The 16,223-nt window shown below is 65.9% G+C and carries 16 protein-coding genes; 7 read left to right on the forward strand and 9 right to left on the reverse strand.

From position 1 onward, the window contains the following. The gene (locus tag ABIA73_RS09820) at positions 1 to 612 is read left to right on the forward strand and encodes a hypothetical protein (protein ID WP_218788660.1); all 612 of its coding nucleotides are present in this window, start codon (positions 1 to 3) and stop codon (positions 610 to 612) included. Between the two features lie 42 nt (positions 613 to 654). Here ABIA73_RS09820 and ABIA73_RS09825 read toward each other — a convergent pair whose 3' ends face one another. After that, positions 655 to 786, reverse strand: a complete 132-nt coding sequence (locus ABIA73_RS09825) for a hypothetical protein (RefSeq protein WP_256994006.1) — start codon at positions 784 to 786, stop codon at positions 655 to 657. Between the two features lie 59 nt (positions 787 to 845). Between ABIA73_RS09825 and ABIA73_RS09830 the strand changes: the two genes are divergently transcribed. From ABIA73_RS09830 to ABIA73_RS09840, 3 genes are read left to right on the forward strand one after another with little or no spacing between them, the layout of a single operon-like run. Further along, positions 846 to 1,721: a hypothetical protein gene (locus tag ABIA73_RS09830; RefSeq protein WP_218788658.1), complete on the forward strand. Its 876-nt coding sequence runs from the start codon at positions 846 to 848 to the stop codon at positions 1,719 to 1,721. Beyond that, positions 1,718 to 2,257: an energy transducer TonB gene (locus tag ABIA73_RS09835; RefSeq protein ID WP_354275720.1), complete on the forward strand. Its 540-nt coding sequence runs from the start codon at positions 1,718 to 1,720 to the stop codon at positions 2,255 to 2,257. Before ABIA73_RS09830 ends, ABIA73_RS09835 begins: the two co-directional genes overlap by 4 nt. Positions 2,258 to 2,283: 26 nt before the next feature. Next, positions 2,284 to 2,550, forward strand: coding sequence for a hypothetical protein (locus ABIA73_RS09840; protein ID WP_218788654.1), 267 nt, complete (start codon positions 2,284 to 2,286; stop codon positions 2,548 to 2,550). Positions 2,551 to 2,564: 14 nt separating this feature from the next. Here ABIA73_RS09840 and ribD read toward each other — a convergent pair whose 3' ends face one another. From ribD to ABIA73_RS09870, 6 genes are all read right to left on the reverse strand, one after another. Continuing rightward, on the reverse strand, positions 2,565 to 3,650 hold the full coding sequence (gene ribD, locus ABIA73_RS09845) for a bifunctional diaminohydroxyphosphoribosylaminopyrimidine deaminase/5-amino-6-(5-phosphoribosylamino)uracil reductase RibD (RefSeq protein WP_312963402.1): 1,086 nt from the start codon (positions 3,648 to 3,650) through the stop codon (positions 2,565 to 2,567). 114 nt (positions 3,651 to 3,764) lie between these two features. Continuing rightward, a complete protein-coding gene (gene nrdR, locus ABIA73_RS09850) occupies positions 3,765 to 4,286 on the reverse strand; it encodes a transcriptional regulator NrdR (RefSeq protein ID WP_025876654.1) in 522 nt (173 codons plus the stop codon). Between the two features lie 94 nt (positions 4,287 to 4,380). Beyond that, the gene (locus ABIA73_RS09855; protein WP_025876656.1) at positions 4,381 to 4,824 is read right to left on the reverse strand and encodes a hypothetical protein; all 444 of its coding nucleotides are present in this window, start codon (positions 4,822 to 4,824) and stop codon (positions 4,381 to 4,383) included. 30 nt (positions 4,825 to 4,854) lie between these two features. After that, positions 4,855 to 5,274, reverse strand: a complete 420-nt coding sequence (locus ABIA73_RS09860) for a hypothetical protein (RefSeq protein ID WP_140228003.1) — start codon at positions 5,272 to 5,274, stop codon at positions 4,855 to 4,857. Between the two features lie 67 nt (positions 5,275 to 5,341). Beyond that, on the reverse strand, positions 5,342 to 6,595 hold the full coding sequence (gene glyA, locus ABIA73_RS09865) for a serine hydroxymethyltransferase (RefSeq protein ID WP_088101079.1): 1,254 nt from the start codon (positions 6,593 to 6,595) through the stop codon (positions 5,342 to 5,344). A gap of 184 nt (positions 6,596 to 6,779) precedes the next feature. Continuing rightward, on the reverse strand, positions 6,780 to 7,256 hold the full coding sequence (locus ABIA73_RS09870; protein WP_025876662.1) for an RcnB family protein: 477 nt from the start codon (positions 7,254 to 7,256) through the stop codon (positions 6,780 to 6,782). A 252-nt stretch (positions 7,257 to 7,508) separates the two neighbouring features. On the opposite strand from ABIA73_RS09870, the gene ettA reads away from it, so the two are divergent. The 3 genes from ettA (at position 7,509) to ABIA73_RS09885 (ending at position 11,488) form a co-directional block, all read left to right on the forward strand. Next, the gene (ettA, locus tag ABIA73_RS09875; RefSeq protein WP_025876664.1) at positions 7,509 to 9,173 is read left to right on the forward strand and encodes an energy-dependent translational throttle protein EttA; all 1,665 of its coding nucleotides are present in this window, start codon (positions 7,509 to 7,511) and stop codon (positions 9,171 to 9,173) included. 245 nt (positions 9,174 to 9,418) lie between these two features. Then, on the forward strand, positions 9,419 to 10,108 hold the full coding sequence (locus ABIA73_RS09880; protein ID WP_025876666.1) for an outer membrane protein: 690 nt from the start codon (positions 9,419 to 9,421) through the stop codon (positions 10,106 to 10,108). Positions 10,109 to 10,171: 63 nt separating this feature from the next. Then, complete coding sequence (locus tag ABIA73_RS09885) at positions 10,172 to 11,488, forward strand: NCS2 family permease (protein ID WP_025876668.1); 1,317 nt, start codon at positions 10,172 to 10,174, stop codon at positions 11,486 to 11,488. A 42-nt stretch (positions 11,489 to 11,530) separates the two neighbouring features. On the opposite strand, the gene bcsZ is transcribed toward ABIA73_RS09885, so the two are convergent. Both bcsZ and bcsC read right to left on the reverse strand, forming a co-directional pair. Next, on the reverse strand, positions 11,531 to 12,664 hold the full coding sequence (gene bcsZ / locus ABIA73_RS09890) for a cellulose synthase complex periplasmic endoglucanase BcsZ (protein WP_312310791.1): 1,134 nt from the start codon (positions 12,662 to 12,664) through the stop codon (positions 11,531 to 11,533). Then, the gene (gene bcsC, locus ABIA73_RS09895) at positions 12,648 to 16,220 is read right to left on the reverse strand and encodes a cellulose synthase complex outer membrane protein BcsC (RefSeq protein WP_354275721.1); all 3,573 of its coding nucleotides are present in this window, start codon (positions 16,218 to 16,220) and stop codon (positions 12,648 to 12,650) included. The genes bcsZ and bcsC overlap by 17 nt, the downstream gene beginning before the upstream one ends. Between the last annotated feature and the right edge of the window lie 3 nt (positions 16,221 to 16,223).

Raw genomic sequence — 16,223 nt, forward strand, 5'->3', positions numbered from 1 at the left:
GTGCGCAACCGCCTGCATCTGCCATCAATGCTTGCCTTGATGTTCGTCGCCACCTCGGCGGGGGCGCAGACGCCCATGCCCTCGCCCGAGGAGAGCTTCGATCTGTTCGCGCGCTACCTGCTGGAAGGCGATGAAGAGGCGGCAGCACAGGTCTCGGCCATGATCGACATGCCACCGCTCAGCGAGCGCTGGGAGGCGACGGTGGAGCGGATGATGATCGGCGAAGCACCGGAAGATGACGCGCAGACGCACCTGGGCCGCGAACTGTCGCCGATCATGGCCGAAGCACTGCGGCAGACGCGCTGCCGCAGCACTGACAGCAAGCGCAGCGATCGCGATGGCGTCCAGATTTCGATCGTCGATTACAGCTGTCAGATGCCCGATTACGCAGCACTTTCGGACGGCACACCCGCGCCCGAACTTCGCGAGCAGATGGCGCACGATGACCTCGTCGGGACCCGGGTGTGGATGGATCTGCTGCAGCGGGCGCCGAAGCGAACCTACAGCGCCCGCGTCACCATGGCCCGCGCAGGTGAGGCTGATGCCTGGGGCCCGCAGGACCTGCCGCCGCTGCACGAGTGGATACAGATGTTGTTGACGTTACCGGAGTGACTGCTTCCGCAGCAACAGGCGTAAGTCATCCCCCACCTGGCGTTACTCGACCACACGCAGGCGCTGCTGCTGGCCCAGGGTCTGGATGCCGAGACCGGCCATGAAGAAATCCAGCCACTGCCGCAACACGAAGGATCCGAACGCGACAGGGCAGGAATTTAGGAAAAGTTGCATGGACGCGAGTGCAGTTCGCAGACATCCTTGAGTGTCATTCCGAGTCACCACGTTCTGTCATGCTGAAGCCGATTCTCGCTCTGCTGCTTAGCGCACCGTTCGTTGTCACGGGCACAGAGCCCGCCGAACTTTCGCTGGAGGAAACCTTTGACGCGTTGTCGCGCGTAATTACCCAGAACGATGAGAAAGCCAAAGTCGCGCTGAGAAAGAGCTTGCAGACAGCAGATCCGAGCGATTACCCCGATATCACAAGCATCATTGACGGCCTTTACGAAGTCGAAGGTCTGACTGCGGAATATGGGCAGCCGGTCGCCACTGCAATGAGGGCAAGATGGAACACCATTCGTTGCTGGGTAATCGCAATTGATAGCGGTGAGTCTTATGATCGTTTCACCATCAACTACCGCTGCACACTTCCTGATTCTTCCATTTTCTTCGAATCCTACCGCGAAAGTCGCGAGCGATTTCGAACAGAAGAAGACAAGACGAACGCACTCGGATCCATCATGGGCCAGTTTGCTTCTGCCCTGACCAAGGCCCCCGACAGGACCTATGACGCCAAGGCCGAATTTTTCCGTGCCGGCAGCAACGGCCCGTGGGTCAGTGGTGACATGTTGCTCCTTACTCCAAAACTCTGGAAGCAGCTGCTTCCCTTCCAGGAATGGAACGAGCAGATCAAAGCGGAAGCGGTCACCGCGTACTCGGGCATTCCCGCATGCGACCTGATGTTGGATGCTCAACTTGAGTTCGCCGAACGCTATGATCCGGATAGCCCACTGCAGCGTGGCACCACCCTGCAGGATGCCGTGGAAGAAAAGGTGAGAGCGCTGGGGCCGGAGCTGGCCGCTGCCTATTGCCGCGGAACCCATGAACGGAACCGCGCGCTGTGGGAAGGCTATCGCAGTGAGCCGCCTGCGGGGCCGGTGACCGAGTGAATCTGCGCAGCACGGTTCTTCTGTCTGCGCTGGCCGGACTGGGCGCATGCGCACCGCCACCCGCCGGCGGAGTCGGGCCCGAGCAGCCCCAGAGTCGCCTGCAGACCGAGAAGCCAGGTTGCAGGGAAGACGACGACGTTGTGACTTGCCTGCAGCGCTTTGCCTCAACGCCGACCCGGACCTTCACCCCACGCGCCGACTGCAGTGTATTCACCGAGCGCGGCGACAGCGTCTCGATCGAGCCCACCACCCGCGCTGCGCGCCAGGTTGTTTTTCCCGTTAGGGCTCGCGAAAGCGGCATGGTGCGCCTGCAGATGCAAGTAGACACGGGTGGCCGCCTTCTGGATGTTCGTGTGGTGCAGTCCAGTGGCAATGCCCTGCTGGAAGCTGCCGCGATGGACGCCGCACAGGAGTGGTGTTACCTGCCCGCACACCGTAACGGTCGCGATGAGGGCGGTGCCGTCGAGGCGGTGTTTCGCTTCAACGTGATCCGCGGAGCCAAACGTGACAACGAATCATCCAAGCAGACGCACTGATGGCGGCAGGAGCAACGAGGGGTCGATTGGCAGCGCCGATGAGACACCTGTGCTTCCTGCTGGGCGTTCTGTGGTGGAACACATCTGCTGCTGCTGCTCCCTCGCACGAGCAGGCATACACCCTGCAGGTGCTGGCCGGGCTGCTACCGCTGGATGTTTGGGATGCATGCGGGGTGGATGAGGATACCTCTGAACTGTGTAGAGTCCGCTGGCAGAGTGTCCGGGCACTTGAAGCAAATGCGCCGACCAAGGTCGGCATCTACCAGGGCAAGGTAGATCCACGTCATGCGTGAATGAACGTCTCGCCTTACACGCGTAGCAGCAGGCGCAGGTCGTCGCCCACCTGGCGCTGGTCGACCACATGCAATCGACGCTGTTGGTCCATCACGTCGATGCCGAGGTCGGCCAGCAACGGGCGGCCGCTGTCGCCCAGCAGTGTTGGCGCTTGGTACATCAGCAACTCGTCCACCCACCCACCACGCACCAGCGCGCCGGCCAGCGTTGCACCGGCTTCGGTGTGCACCTCGTTGATGCCGCGCTCGGCCAGCAGTGCCAACACCGCGCCCAGATCAAGGCGACCGTGACGCACCGCCACGCTGGCGAACGCAGCATCGGCAGCGTCGGGCGGGCTGATCATTGCATCGTGCAGGTACAGCGTGGGCGCCCCACCTTCGCGCACACGGCTGCATTCCAGCGAGCGCAGGCGGGAATCGAGGACGACGCGCAGGGGCGGCATGACTTCAGTGTCAGCCAGGCGCACGGTCAGCATCGGGTCGTCGGCGATGACGGTGTCGGCGCCGGTGAGGATCGCGCCAGCGCGCGCGCGCCAGTGCTGCACATCTTCGCGAGCGGCGGGGCCGGTGATCCACTTCGAGCTGCCGTCGGCCATCGCGGTACGGCCATCGAGGCTGGCGGCCAGCTTCACCCGCAACCACGGACGACCGCGCTCCACGCGCGACAGGAAGCCTTTGTTGAGTTCGCGCGCCTGCGCCGCCATCAAGCCCTCGGCAACCTCGATGCCGGCGTCGCGCAGCAGATCGAAACCACCGCCATCGACTTTCGGGAACGGGTCGCGCATCGCCGCGACCACGCGCGACACGCCGGCTTCGATCAGCGCCAGTGCGCACGGCGGCGTACGGCCGTAATGCGCGCAGGGTTCCAGGGTGACGTAGGCGGTGGCACCACGCGCTTCGGTGCCGGCCTCGCGCAAGGCGAATACTTCGGCATGCGGGCCGCCAGCGCGCTGGTGCCAGCCCTGCCCGACCACGCGCTCGCCATGGGCGATCACACAGCCGACCATCGGATTGGGACGGGTGGTATAGGCACCGCGTTCGGCAAGCCGCAATGCGGCGGCCATGTGCAGGTGGTCAAGGACGGTGAACGATATGCTCATGCCGCCATGGTACCGCCGTCAGCACGGTGCCAGCCAAGGCCCAGTAGATCCACGCCATGCGTGGATGGGCGGCACGGCGCCAACCAAGGTTGGCGGCTACCGAAGCAGAGGCCGTCAGCCCTTCTTTTTCTTGGTCAGGGCAATCACATCGCCCAGCAGCTGCAACTGCTCGGTGCTGGAAGGCAGGTCGCGTTCGAGCTTCTCGATTTCTTCGCGGAAATCGGCCACGTCCTCGAAGCTGCGATAGACCGAAGCGAAACGCACATAACCGACATGGTCAAGCTTGCGCAGTTCGTTCATCACGAACTCGCCGACTTTGATCGACGGCACCTCGCGTTCGCCGCTGATGCGCAGCTGGTGCACCACTGCGCGCACCGCCGCCTCGATCTTCTCTTCCGGCACCGCACGCTTCTGCAGCGCGCGGTCAAAGCCGGCGCGGACCTTGCGGGCATCGAAGGCTTCACGGGTGCCATCGCTCTTGACGATGGCCGGCAGCTTCAGTTCAACGGTTTCCAGCGTACTGAAGCGTTCGTTGCACGCCTCGCACTCACGCCGACGGCGAATCGTCGCGCCGTCTTCGGAGACGCGCGAGTCGATGACCCGTGTATCGGCATGCTGGCAGAAGGGGCAATGCATTGAACGCCTGGCTCAGGGAAATACCTGCTGCCACGGTCGTGGTAGCGTCGCAACGGTACCTGAGAAGGGGTTTTGCAGCAAATGCAGGCGGCAATCAGCCTTGTCCGGCAAGGCCCGGAGCGCGACGCAACCACACCAGATGCGCAGCCGGCACCAGCAGCGGCACGCCCAGCACCAGATAGCCCAGTACCTGCCAGGGGCTGCCGGCAAACAAGCTGAAAAGCACCACGCCGATCACCGCCAGCGCCGCCATGGCGCCCAGCGCCAAGCCGATCCAGGGAATACGGGCGGTGCGCCGCAGGCCATCGCGCCCTAGCCGCAGGTAGCGGATGCTGAGCCACAACCAGGCCAGCAAGCCGATCACACCCGCCAGCGCCCACAGCAACAGCACCGCCCCTTCGTCGCCGCGCATCAGGCCGTGGCGCGTCAGGAAGGTGTAGATACCGAAGCCGGCGACGCCGCCACCGGCCACCAGTGCAGGCAACCCCAGCAGCAGGCATTGGGCGATATACAGGCGTTTGTGCAGGCGCTCATCCATGCGTTCGAATCTCCTTGCTGGCCGCTTGCTTCACGTGCATGGTCGCAGCCACAACAGCATGGCGGCCGGGACCAGCATCGACGGCCCCAGCAGCAGCAGTCCGAAGCCTTCGGCGTGAACCTTGACGCTCCACCACGCCGCCAGCCCCAGCGGCGGCAAGGCGGCCAGACCTCCGGCCAGCAACATCCACCACCAGACCGGCCGCACCCGCAGGCCGGCACGTCCGTGCATCAGGTAACCCGCACTGAGCCACAGCCAGGCCAGGCAGCCGGCCAGGCCGGCCAGGCCCCACAGCGGCATCAGCGTCACCGATGCCAGGGTGCCGTGACCAAACTGGCCCAGGCCCATCAACAGCAGCAGCATCGCTGCGGCCCCGCCGCCTACCAGGCTGGGCAGGCCGAAGAGCACAGCCAAGGCTGCATAGAGATACCTGAGGCGGCGCTCATCCATGCGCGGGTACTCCGGTGCCGGGGTCAGAACCCTTCCCACAGGGAAGGGCTCCGACCCCAGTGCCCGATCAACCGTAGACCGGGTACTTGCGGCACTGCGCGCTGACCGCATCACGCACGCGGGCGATCACGGCCTCATCGGCCGGGGCGTCGAGCACGTCGGCGATCCAGTTGGCCAGGTCCACGCAGTCCTGTTCCAGGTAACCGCGGGTGGTCACCGCCGGGGTGCCCAGGCGCAGGCCCGAGGTCACGAACGGCGAACGCGGGTCGTTCGGCACCGAGTTCTTGTTGACGGTGATATGGGCCTTGCCCAGTGCGGCTTCCGCGTCCTTGCCGGACACGTCCTTGCCGATCATGTCGACCAGCATCAGGTGGTTCTGGGTGCCACCGGAGACGATCTTGTAGCCGCGTGCGATGAGCGTGTTGGCCATCGCCTGCGCGTTCTTCACCACCTGCTGCTGGTAGGTCTTGAAGCCCGGCTCCAGCGCTTCCTTGAAGGCCACGGCCTTGCCGGCGATGACGTGCATCAGCGGACCGCCCTGGATGCCCGGGAACACGATCGACTGCAGCTTCTTGACCAGGTCTTCGTCGGCGCCCTTGGCGACGATGATGCCGCCGCGCGGGCCGCGCAGGGTCTTGTGGGTGGTCGAGGTGACCACGTGCGCATGTTCCAGCGGGCTCGGGTAGACGCCAGCAGCAACCAGGCCGGCGACGTGCGCCATGTCGACGAACAGGTAGGCACCGACCTTGTCGGCGATGGCGCGGAAGCGCGCCCAGTCGATCACCTGCGAGTAGGCCGAGAAGCCGGCCACGACCATCTTCGGCTTGTGCTCCAGGGCCAGGCGCTCGACTTCGTCGTAATCGATCAGGCCCTGGTCGTTGACGCCGTACTGCACGGCGTTGAACAGCTTGCCCGAGGCGTTGACCTTGGCACCGTGGGTGAGGTGGCCGCCGTGGGCCAGGCTCATGCCGAGGATGGTGTCGCCCGGCTGCAGCAGCGCGAAGTACACGGCCTGGTTGGCCTGCGAACCGCTGTGCGGCTGCACGTTGGCGTAGTCGGCACCGAACAGCTGCTTGAGGCGGTCGATCGCCAGCTGTTCGGCGATGTCCACGTACTCGCAGCCGCCGTAGTAGCGCTTGCCCGGGTAGCCTTCGGCGTACTTGTTTGTCAGCTGGCTGCCCTGGGCTTCCATCACCGCCGGGCTGGTGTAGTTCTCGCTGGCGATCAGCTCGACGTGGTCTTCCTGGCGCTGGGTTTCGGCGGCGATGGCCTTGGCCAGTTCGGGATCGTAGGTTTCGATGCGGACGTCACGCGGGAACATCGGTTACTCCAGCAGGCGGGGAAAGGGATGCGGCTCAGCCATTGATTGTAGCCCCGCCCCGGCCTGCTGGGGCCGAAACGACCGGGGCCGGATTCGACGAACGAATCCGGCCCCGTATGGTGTCGAATGGCGGTGTGGGGTCAGAGCCCTTTCCGTTGGAAAGGGATCCGACCCTGGCGCTGCATCAACGGTTGTTGATGATGTAGTCGGCGATGATGCCGGTTGCCACGGCCACCAGCAGCATGTTGCCGCGGTCATCGCGGATCCAGTGGTGGCCGGACGGCGGGCGGCGCAGGTGGTAGCGCGGGTAGTCGTTCACCACGTAGATCGGGCCGCGGTAGTAATCGCGATAGCGGTGGCCGCGCTGCCAGCCATAGCCATAGCCGGGCCGGTAGCCCGGGCTGTAGACCACGCGCGGCGGCGGCGGTGCCGGGCGGTAGTAGCCATGGTCGTAGCGGCGGTCGTGGCGGTAGTCACGGCGCGCTTCGCGGCGGTCGCGTTCCCAGTCGCGACGGTCGTGGCGCCACTCGCGGCGATCTTCGCGCCATTCACGGCGGTCATGGTCGCGACCACGGTGGTCGTTGTCGGCGAAGGCCGGGGCGATGGCGCCCAGCGCCAGTACAGAGGCCACGGCGCCGGCCATGAGTCGATGGATGTGCATGGGAGACCTCTGCTGGGTGGGTGGTGAGCCCATATTGCGCATTCGATCTGAACGGTTTCCGGCTGGAAACGCTTCCCGCTGCGGGACTGTGACGGCCCATTCAGTCCTCGGCCAGCCCCGGGCGCTGCGGACGGCGCGGGGCGTAAGCGGTTCCGGCTATAATTGGGGGTATTCCATTCAGTCTGTGCCCGCTGCCGCAACGGGAAGTTCCCCGTGACGGACCGGGCGCAGGGTCGCGCCTACGGAGACCTCATGTCCTCGCAATACATCTACACCATGAACCGCGTGTCCAAGGTGGTCCCGCCCAAGCGGCAGATCATCAAGGACATCTCGCTGTCCTTCTTCCCGGGCGCGAAGATCGGCCTGCTGGGCCTGAACGGCGCCGGCAAGTCCACCGTGCTGAAGATCATGGCCGGCGTGGACACCGATTTCGAGGGCGAAGCCCGTCCGCAGGCCGGCATCAAGGTTGGCTACCTGGCGCAGGAACCGGAGCTGGACCCGACCAAGACCGTGCGTGAAGCGGTTGAAGAAGGCGTGGGCGAAGTGCTGCAGGCACAGGCTGCGCTGGACGCGGTCTACGCCGCCTATGCCGAAGAAGGCGCCGATTTCGACGCGCTGGCCAAGGAACAGGAGCGCCTGGAGGCGATCCTCGCCGCCGGCGATGCGCACACGCTGGAAAACCAGCTGGACGTGGCCGCCGATGCGCTGCGCCTGCCGCCGTGGGATGCCATCGTCGGCAAGCTGTCCGGTGGTGAAAAGCGCCGTGTGGCGCTGTGCCGCCTGCTGCTGCAGAAGCCGGACATGCTGCTGCTCGACGAACCGACCAACCACCTCGACGCCGAGTCGGTGGAATGGCTGGAACAGTTCCTGGCGCGCTACACCGGCACCGTCGTGGCGGTCACCCATGATCGCTACTTCCTGGACAACGCCGCCGAGTGGATCCTGGAACTGGACCGTGGCCGCGGCATTCCGTGGAAGGGCAACTACACCGACTGGCTGACCCAGAAGGATGAGCGCCTGAAGCAGGAAGACAACCAGGAAAAGGCTCGCCAGAAGGCGATCCAGAAGGAACTGGAGTGGTCGCGCCAGAACGCCAAGGGCGGCCGCACCAAGGGCAAGGCCCGTCTGGCTCGCCTGGAAGAGCTGCAGTCGGTCGATTACCAGAAGCGCAACGAGACCAATGAAATCTTCATCCCGCCGGGCGAGCGCCTGGGCCAGGCGGTGATGGAATTCAAGAACGTCTCCAAGAAGTTCGGCGACCGCCTGCTGTTCGACAACCTGAACTTCCTGGTGCCCTCGGGCGCCATCGTCGGCATCATCGGCCCCAACGGTGCCGGTAAGTCGACCCTGTTCAAGATGATCACCGGCCAGGAAAAGCCGGACACCGGCGAGATCGTGGTCGGCCCGACCGTGCAGCTGTCCTACGTGGACCAGAGCCGCGACGCGCTGGAAGGCAACCACAGCGTGTTCCAGGAAATCGCGGGCGGCCTGGACATCCTCAACATCAACGGCATCGAGATCCAGTCGCGCGCCTATATCGGCCGCTTCAACTTCAAGGGCCAGGACCAGCAGAAGATGGTCGGCTCGCTTTCCGGTGGTGAGCGTGGCCGCCTGCACATGGCCAAGACCCTGTTGCAGGGTGGCAACGTGCTGCTGCTCGACGAACCGTCCAACGATCTGGACATCGAAACCCTGCGTGCGCTGGAAGATGCGCTGCTGGAGTTCCCGGGCAACACGTTCGTCATTTCGCATGACCGCTGGTTCCTGGATCGCATCGCGACCCACATCCTGGCGTTCGAAGGCGATTCGCACGTGGAGTTCTTCCAGGGCAACTACCGCGAGTACGAAGAAGACAAGCGCCGCCGCATGGGCGACGACGCTGCGCCGAAGCGCCTGCGCTTCAAGGCGCTGAAGTAAGCAAGAACGAAAGGCCGCGCTCGCGCGGCCTTTCGCCTTTCATGGGCCGCAATCGATTTTTGTTGACGCTTTTGACCCTTTCGCGACGCGCTTCAACGCGACCCGGCTGAAGGCTGCCCGTGTAAAGCGGTGTTGATTCCTTGTCGCACGCGGCATCCTCCGTACTTTGCAACTCGTTGTATGTTCCCGGCCCAACGCTTCGGTTTTCCTACGCACCCGATTCATCCCCCTCGTAGGAAAACACCATGAAAGCACTGATCTCCACCACGGCAGCGCTGCTGCTGTCGGGCACTGCCGCGGCCGCGCCGGCGAACTGGGAAGGCATCTACCTGGGTGCCCATGCCAGCCATGGCGAAGGCCACAGCCAGGACCGCAGCAACGCCAATGCCTCTGAAAAAAGCATCCGTGGCTTTGCTGGCGGGCTGCAGGCCGGCCGCAACTGGCAGTTCGACAACAATGTGGTTGCCGGGATCGAAGGCACCCTTTCCTTCGGCAACATCACCCAGGAGTGGAAGGACCGCGACAACCACCAGTACAGCCCCTACTACGGCAAGGATGCGGTGACCCGTTCGGGCGCAGTCAACCTGACGCTGGGTTACGCGGCGGGCCAGTGGCTGCCGTACGTCAGCGCCGGCGTGAGCGTGGCCCGCCAGGAGTTTTCGCTGGGCTGCGACAAGTCGCTGGTGGAGGCCACCAATGGCTGCCGCGTGGCCGAATTCGAAACCCGCGCGTCCCATGTATCCACCGGCGCGAACGTCGGCGCAGGCGTGCTGTACCGCTTCAGCGACCAGCTTTCGGCGGGTGCGGAGTACCGTTACACCCATCTGGGCTCCAGCCCGGTTTACCTGGAAGATCCCAACTACCCGGCTGCGGCGCGACGCAGCTTCCATACCAACTACAGCAGCGTTACGCTGAAGTTGAACTACCACTTCTAACCGCCTGGCGACGCACCCGCCGGTCCTTCGGGCGGCAGGGCGTGCAGGTACGAGAGATCTGCGATGTCCCTGTTCGAACGCCTGTTCCAGCTGCAGCAGCACGGCACCACCGTGCGCACCGAACTGCTGGCCGGTGTCACCACCTTCCTGACGATGTCCTACATCGTCTTCGTCAATCCCGAGATCCTGGGCACCACCGGCATGGACGCCGGTGCGGTGTTCGTGGCCACCTGTCTGGCCGCGGCGCTGGGCTCGGTGGTGATGGCGCTGGCGGCCAACTTCCCGGTAGGCATGGCCCCGGGCATGGGCTTGAATGCGTTCTTCGCCTTCACCGTGGTCGGCGCTGCCGGGCTGCCCTGGCAGCAGGCGCTGGCGGCGGTGTTCATTTCCGGCCTGGTGTTCCTGGTGCTGTCGCTGACCGGCGTGCGCGCGTGGCTGGTGTCGGGCATTCCGGCGTCGTTGCGGTCGGCGATCGTGGCCGGCATCGGCCTGTTCCTGGCCATCATCGCGCTGCAGAAATCCGGCGTGATCATCGGCAACGAGGACACGCTGGTGGCGCTGGGCCCGCTCAATACCGCGCCGCCGCTGCTGGCACTGGGCGGCTTCCTGCTGATCGCGATCCTGGAAGCGCGGCGTGTGCGCGGTGCGATCCTGATCGGCATCCTGGCGGTGACCGCGGCCGGCTGGGCGTTGGGCGATCTGCAGTACCACGGGCTGGTGTCGTTGCCGCCGAGCCTGGCGCCGACCTTCCTGCAGCTGGACCTGCCTGGCCTGCTGCACCACAACGGCGGCGCGCCGATCGCCGTGCTGCTGCAGGTGGTGCTGGTGTTCGTGCTGGTGGAAGTGTTCGATGCCACCGGCACGCTGTATGGCGTGGTCGGCCGTGCCGGCCTGCTGAAACTGCCGGGCGCGCAGAAGCGGTTCGGGCGCGCGCTGCTGGCCGACAGCACGGCGATTGTGGCCGGCTCGCTGCTGGGCACCAGCAGCACCACCGCCTTCGCCGAAAGCGCCTCTGGCGTGCAGGTGGGTGGCCGTACCGGTTTGACCGCTCTGGTGGTGGCTGCGTTGTTCCTGGCCGCGCTGTTGTTCTCGCCGCTGGCGGCGATGGTGCCCGGCTATGCCACCGCGCCGGCGCTGCTGTTCGTGGCCGGACTGATGCTGCGCGAACTGGTGGAAGTGGACTGGAGCGACCTGACCGAATCCGTACCCGCCGCGCTGTGTGCGCTGGCGATGCCGTTCACCTATTCCATCGCCAACGGCCTGGCGTTCGGCTTCATTGCCTATGCCGCGCTGAAGGCCGGCACCGGCCGCTGGCGCGAGGTGCATCCGGCAGTGTGGCTGGTGGCGGTGTTGTTCGTGCTGCGTTACGCGCTGGAGTGATCACCTGTTGATGGGCCCGCCGGGCATCGCCCGGCCGTTGCATCACCAGCGCGGCTGCAGGCGTCCGTCGGCAGCGAAACGCCAGCGGCCTTCCGCCCAGCCGCGACCGAACAGGGTGAGCATCTGCGAATAGTACGCGGGCTCGCCAGCACGCTGCTGTTCGGCGCTGGGCAGGCTTTCAAGCAGCACCGCGGCGCGGGATGTTTCACCCTGTGCCAGCAGGTAGGGCAGCAGTGCGGCACGGAAACCGTAGTTGCCCTCGCCCTGCCCTTTGCCGGTACGCGTGTCGATTTTCTCCCACATCGGCGCACCGCTGCGCAGGCGCTGCAGAGGGCCGGACAGAGCGGTGAGCTGGCGACGGAACAAGGGATCGCGCGGCGCAGTCATGCCGGCCCAGGTGTAACAGCGGATGGCGTCGTAGCCACCCACAGCCCCTTTCACCGGATCGACGATGAAGCTGCCGTCCTTCCACGCGGCCCAGTCCGGCGCGAACCCATGCGGACTGGTCTGCTGCAGCAGGGCCACGGTGTTGTCGGCCAGCGCCTGCCAGGGGCCGCTGCGATCAACCGCTGCGAATCGCCGCAGCAACGGCAGCGGCAGGTAGCTCGGATTGACCCGGGTGGCGCCGTCTTCGATGAATCCCTGCGGCCCCGGCAGCAGCATCGGCCCCAGCGTGGGTATCTGCACGATTTCGCGCGCGCGCACCTGTGCCAGCATGCCTTCGGCGATGGCCTGCAGCGCGGGGCGGCGCCACAGGCGTGCAGCTTCCAGCAGTGCGTAGGCGAGCCACAGGTCCGAATCGGATGCAGGATTGTCGTCCAGCAGGCGCCAGCCTTCCTTGCCCTGCCCCCACAACCAGCCTGGCAGGCGCGCGGCCATGTCACCGCCTGCGAGATTGTCCTGCGTCCAGGCCAGGATGCGGTCGAACAGTGCAGGATCGTTGTCGACCAGCGCGAAGAACAGTGCATAGGACTGGCCCTCCGATGTGCTGCGCTGATCCTCCTGGCTGCGGTCGATCATGCGCCCATCGCGGCTCAGGCTGCTGTCCTGCAGCACCTGCCAGGCCGGCCAACGCGATGCTGTGGTGGCCGCGCGAACGCCGGCGCTGCCCAGCAGCGGCAGCAGGACTGTCGCCTGCAGCAGACGGCGGCGTTGCAGGTCAGCGGAATTCGCCATACGGCACCAGCGGAGAGACGGGCAACGGCAGGTTGCCCTGCCACGGTTTGAAGGAATAGCGCAGGTACAACTGGAACGTGTTCGGCGAAAAATCGCGGCTGCGCTGCAGGGTACCGGCCGCACCCAGCACGACGTGATCACCCAGGCGCCGCTCTACTGCCGCGTACAGGCGATAGCCCGTACCAGTACTGCTGCCATCGGTGGTGTACAGGCCATCCGGGTCCAGTTGCAGCGGACCGTACTGCGGTTCCAGCTGTGCGATCACGCGCTGGATGAGGGCCTCGTCGGGGAAGCGGCTGATCGAGCGGGTGCGTGCGTTGGAGACGCTGACCGAACCATCAACGCGCACCGACCAGTCGTCGTTGCGCCAGGCGAAGCCCACCGGAAGGCTCAGCGACGCATAGCGCTGCGGGCTGTAGTAGCCGCCCTGCCCCAGCGAATAGCCGCCCAGGTCCTTCTGGTAGCGCCAATACATCGCGGTGGTTCCCACATCCAGGCGCATGTCCGGGCGTTGGATCAGCTTGTGGTACCAGCCAACCATCGCCCGCGCGCGGGTGTTGTCCACCACGTTGTGGCCGGTCAGCTGGTGCCAGCTCCAGTTCGACCACACGCCGTTGCGTCCACCTTCGTCATAGCCGAGGCTGACGGTCACGCCATTGGCGGTGACACCACCCCAGGCAATGCCACTGCGTGGATCGATCGCACCAGCCTGCGACAGCAGCGAATTGGTCATCGGCCGCCGCGATACGGTCGCTCCCCAGCCCAGCCGGCCGAGGTCACCATTGAGAGTGACGCCGCCCAGCCAGTTGCCCACCACGTAGTTGGACGGCGAATGGCCGATATCAAAATTCCAGCGATCATCCAGGGTGCGCCAGCCCACGGCAAAGCCGGCACCCGAACTGCGCCGCTGGTGTACGTAGCGGGTGCAGCCCGGCGCCTGCATCCGCGTGCCGTCGGCCTGCAGCAGGTCCAGGTCGCAGCTGCCGAAATCGTCGCTGTATGCGCCGTCGGCATCGGTCTGGAAACGGCCTGCATCGAAATGCACCTGTTCAATGCGCGCCCAGCCAAGGCCACCGGCGAACGGTGCGTCAAGATGGGCGATGCGGGTATCGCGTGCAAGTTTCGAGATGCCAGGCGTGCCGTCGCTGCGACGGCCGGAATCCTGCATCACGGTCAGCGTCGGATTTTCCTGCTGGTACAGGGTTTCCACGTCGCTGCGCAGGCTGCGCCGCAACCAGTCGTCGCTGGCGGTTTCGCGGCTGGCCAGGGTCAACGCGCGGTTGTCACGTGGCTGCGCCTGCGACGGTGCGATCAAGCCATTGTCGGCCATCGCCCGTGCGTACATGTCCAGCGCCTGCTGCGGATCTTCGCGCCGTACAAGACGCGCCGCATCGCGCCAGGACTGGGCGTCCGGTCCGCTCTTGCGGGCAAGCAGCGCGCGCAGGATCTGCAGCGCCTTGGCGTCTTCATGCAGGTCGGTCCAGATGGTCGCCAACTGGCGTTGCTGGCCGATCGCATCATCGGCCACCACGGGGGGCGCGTCGTGCATCTGCCGACGGGCACTGGCCAGGTCGCCGGTGCCGATCCAGGCCTGCAGCTGGCCCAACTGCGCATCGAGATTGTCCGGTTGCACCGCCAGCACCTGCTGGTAGTAGTGCAGCGCCTGTGCATGATCATCACGCAGGCGCGCCCACTCGGCCAGGATCAGCTGGTTGTCCGCGCTGGGCGGCTGTTGCTGCAGCAGGGCAATGGCTTCTGCTTCCCGGCCTTGCGCGCGCAGCTCCCACAGATGATCGATCAGCTGCTGGCGCTGCAGGCGTTCTGACAAGGCGCGCATGTCATCGTCCCACTGCGCGCGCGGCACGCCTTCCAGCACGGCCAGCGCCTGTGGCAGGCGATCGGAACCGGACAGGTACAGCGCCTGCGCGTAACGCGCTTCGATGCCGGCATTGCGCGTGGCCATATCGGCAACCACCGCATCTGCTTCATCCAGCTTGCCGGCCGTCCGCAGTTCATTGCCCAGCGCATACGCCAGCCAGGCATCGCCGGGCAGTTCGCGGCGCAGCTCACGCCCCAACGTGATGGCCGCATCGGCATCACCAGCGGCCAACGCCTGCTCACGACGCTCACGCAGCCGGCTGATCTGCAGCTGGCGCAGGTCTTCGGCGTACAGGGTGCGCTGCGCTGCAGGCAAGGCGTTGATGAAGGATTCCAGACGCTGCGGGTCGGTACGGCCATACAGCTGCACCAGCTTGCGGATCACATTGGCATCGCGCGGGGCGATCCGTCGCGCGGCCTGCAGCTGCCGCTCGGCGGCCTCATCGTCGCCACGCGCCACCGCGACATCAACCAGGCCGAGGATGGCGTTTATCTCGCGCGGCTGCTGCCGGCGCGCCTGCGAATACAGTGCCTGAGCATCATCGAGCCTGGCAGCGGCCAGCGCGGTGTCGGCCTGGTCCAGCAGCAGCCAATAGCGGGTGCTGGTGATCAGGTCGCGCCATCTGTCGCTGGTATCACCCGCGGGTGTGGCCTGCACGGCACGCTGGAAATAGGCGATGGCCTGCTCGCGGCGCCCCTGCCGCATCAGGGCCATGCCCAGCCCACCGAGGAACTCCGCTTCGCGCGGATAGCCGCGCAGCGATTGCAGGAATGCGCGCTCGGCCTCTGCATTGCGACCGGCGTCGAGCAGTTGCTGGCCACGCAGGCCTGCGCGCCAGGAGGGATCGCTTACCCGCTTGTGCTGTTCGGCATAGCGTTCGCGCACCAGCGCAATGTCGCTGAAGGTGGGGTTGCGGGTGATGAACTCCTGCAGGCGGCGCACGTTGCGCTCGTCGGCAGGCTGGTCCTGCAGGTAGCCCCATTCGGCATCGGCCGCCAGCGCGCGCGCTTCCGGATTGCGCCCCATGCGCTGCAGCGCCGCCAGCGCATCGGCATCACGCCCGGCTGCGAACAACAGCTGCGACAGTGTCTGCAACAGGGTGGTGTTGCCGGGGTAACTGCGGTCCAGCGCGGTCAGTTCGCGGATTGCGGCATCGCGCCCGCTGGCCTGCGTGCCGCGCAGGCGCCAGTACTCCAGGCCCAGCTGCAGCCCCGGTGGATCGTCGTTGAACAGACGGCGGTAGATCAGCAACGCTTCATCGCTGCGACCACCGGCGGCGAACAGCCGTGCCTGCTGCAGTTCCTGCTGCAGGTCGCCGCGATAGGCGCGCCACAGGCGCTCACCGGCGGCCAGTTCGCGGCTGCCGGCGCCGAGCTGGCGCAGCCGTTGCAGGGTCGCATCGGCATCTTCCATCTTCTGCTGCGACAGCTGCACTTCCAGGATCGCCACCAGGGTGCTGCGGTCGTCCGGTGCGAGCATGCGCAGCCGGGCCAGGGCATCTTCGATCAGCCCCTGACGGCCGCTGGCCTCGCCGATGCGCACCTGCTGCAGCAGCCATTGCCGCTGCTCGGCGACAGTGCCGCCGGGCGTGGCTGGCAGCACCTGCGCCGCGCACGGGCCCGCCAGCCCGATCAGGACCAGGCCGGAGGCGGCGACCAGCGACGGCGGCGGACGCACCAT

The sequence above is a fragment of the Stenotrophomonas sp. 2694 genome, assembly GCF_040548715.1.
GTDB classification, from domain to species: domain Bacteria; phylum Pseudomonadota; class Gammaproteobacteria; order Xanthomonadales; family Xanthomonadaceae; genus Stenotrophomonas; species Stenotrophomonas indicatrix.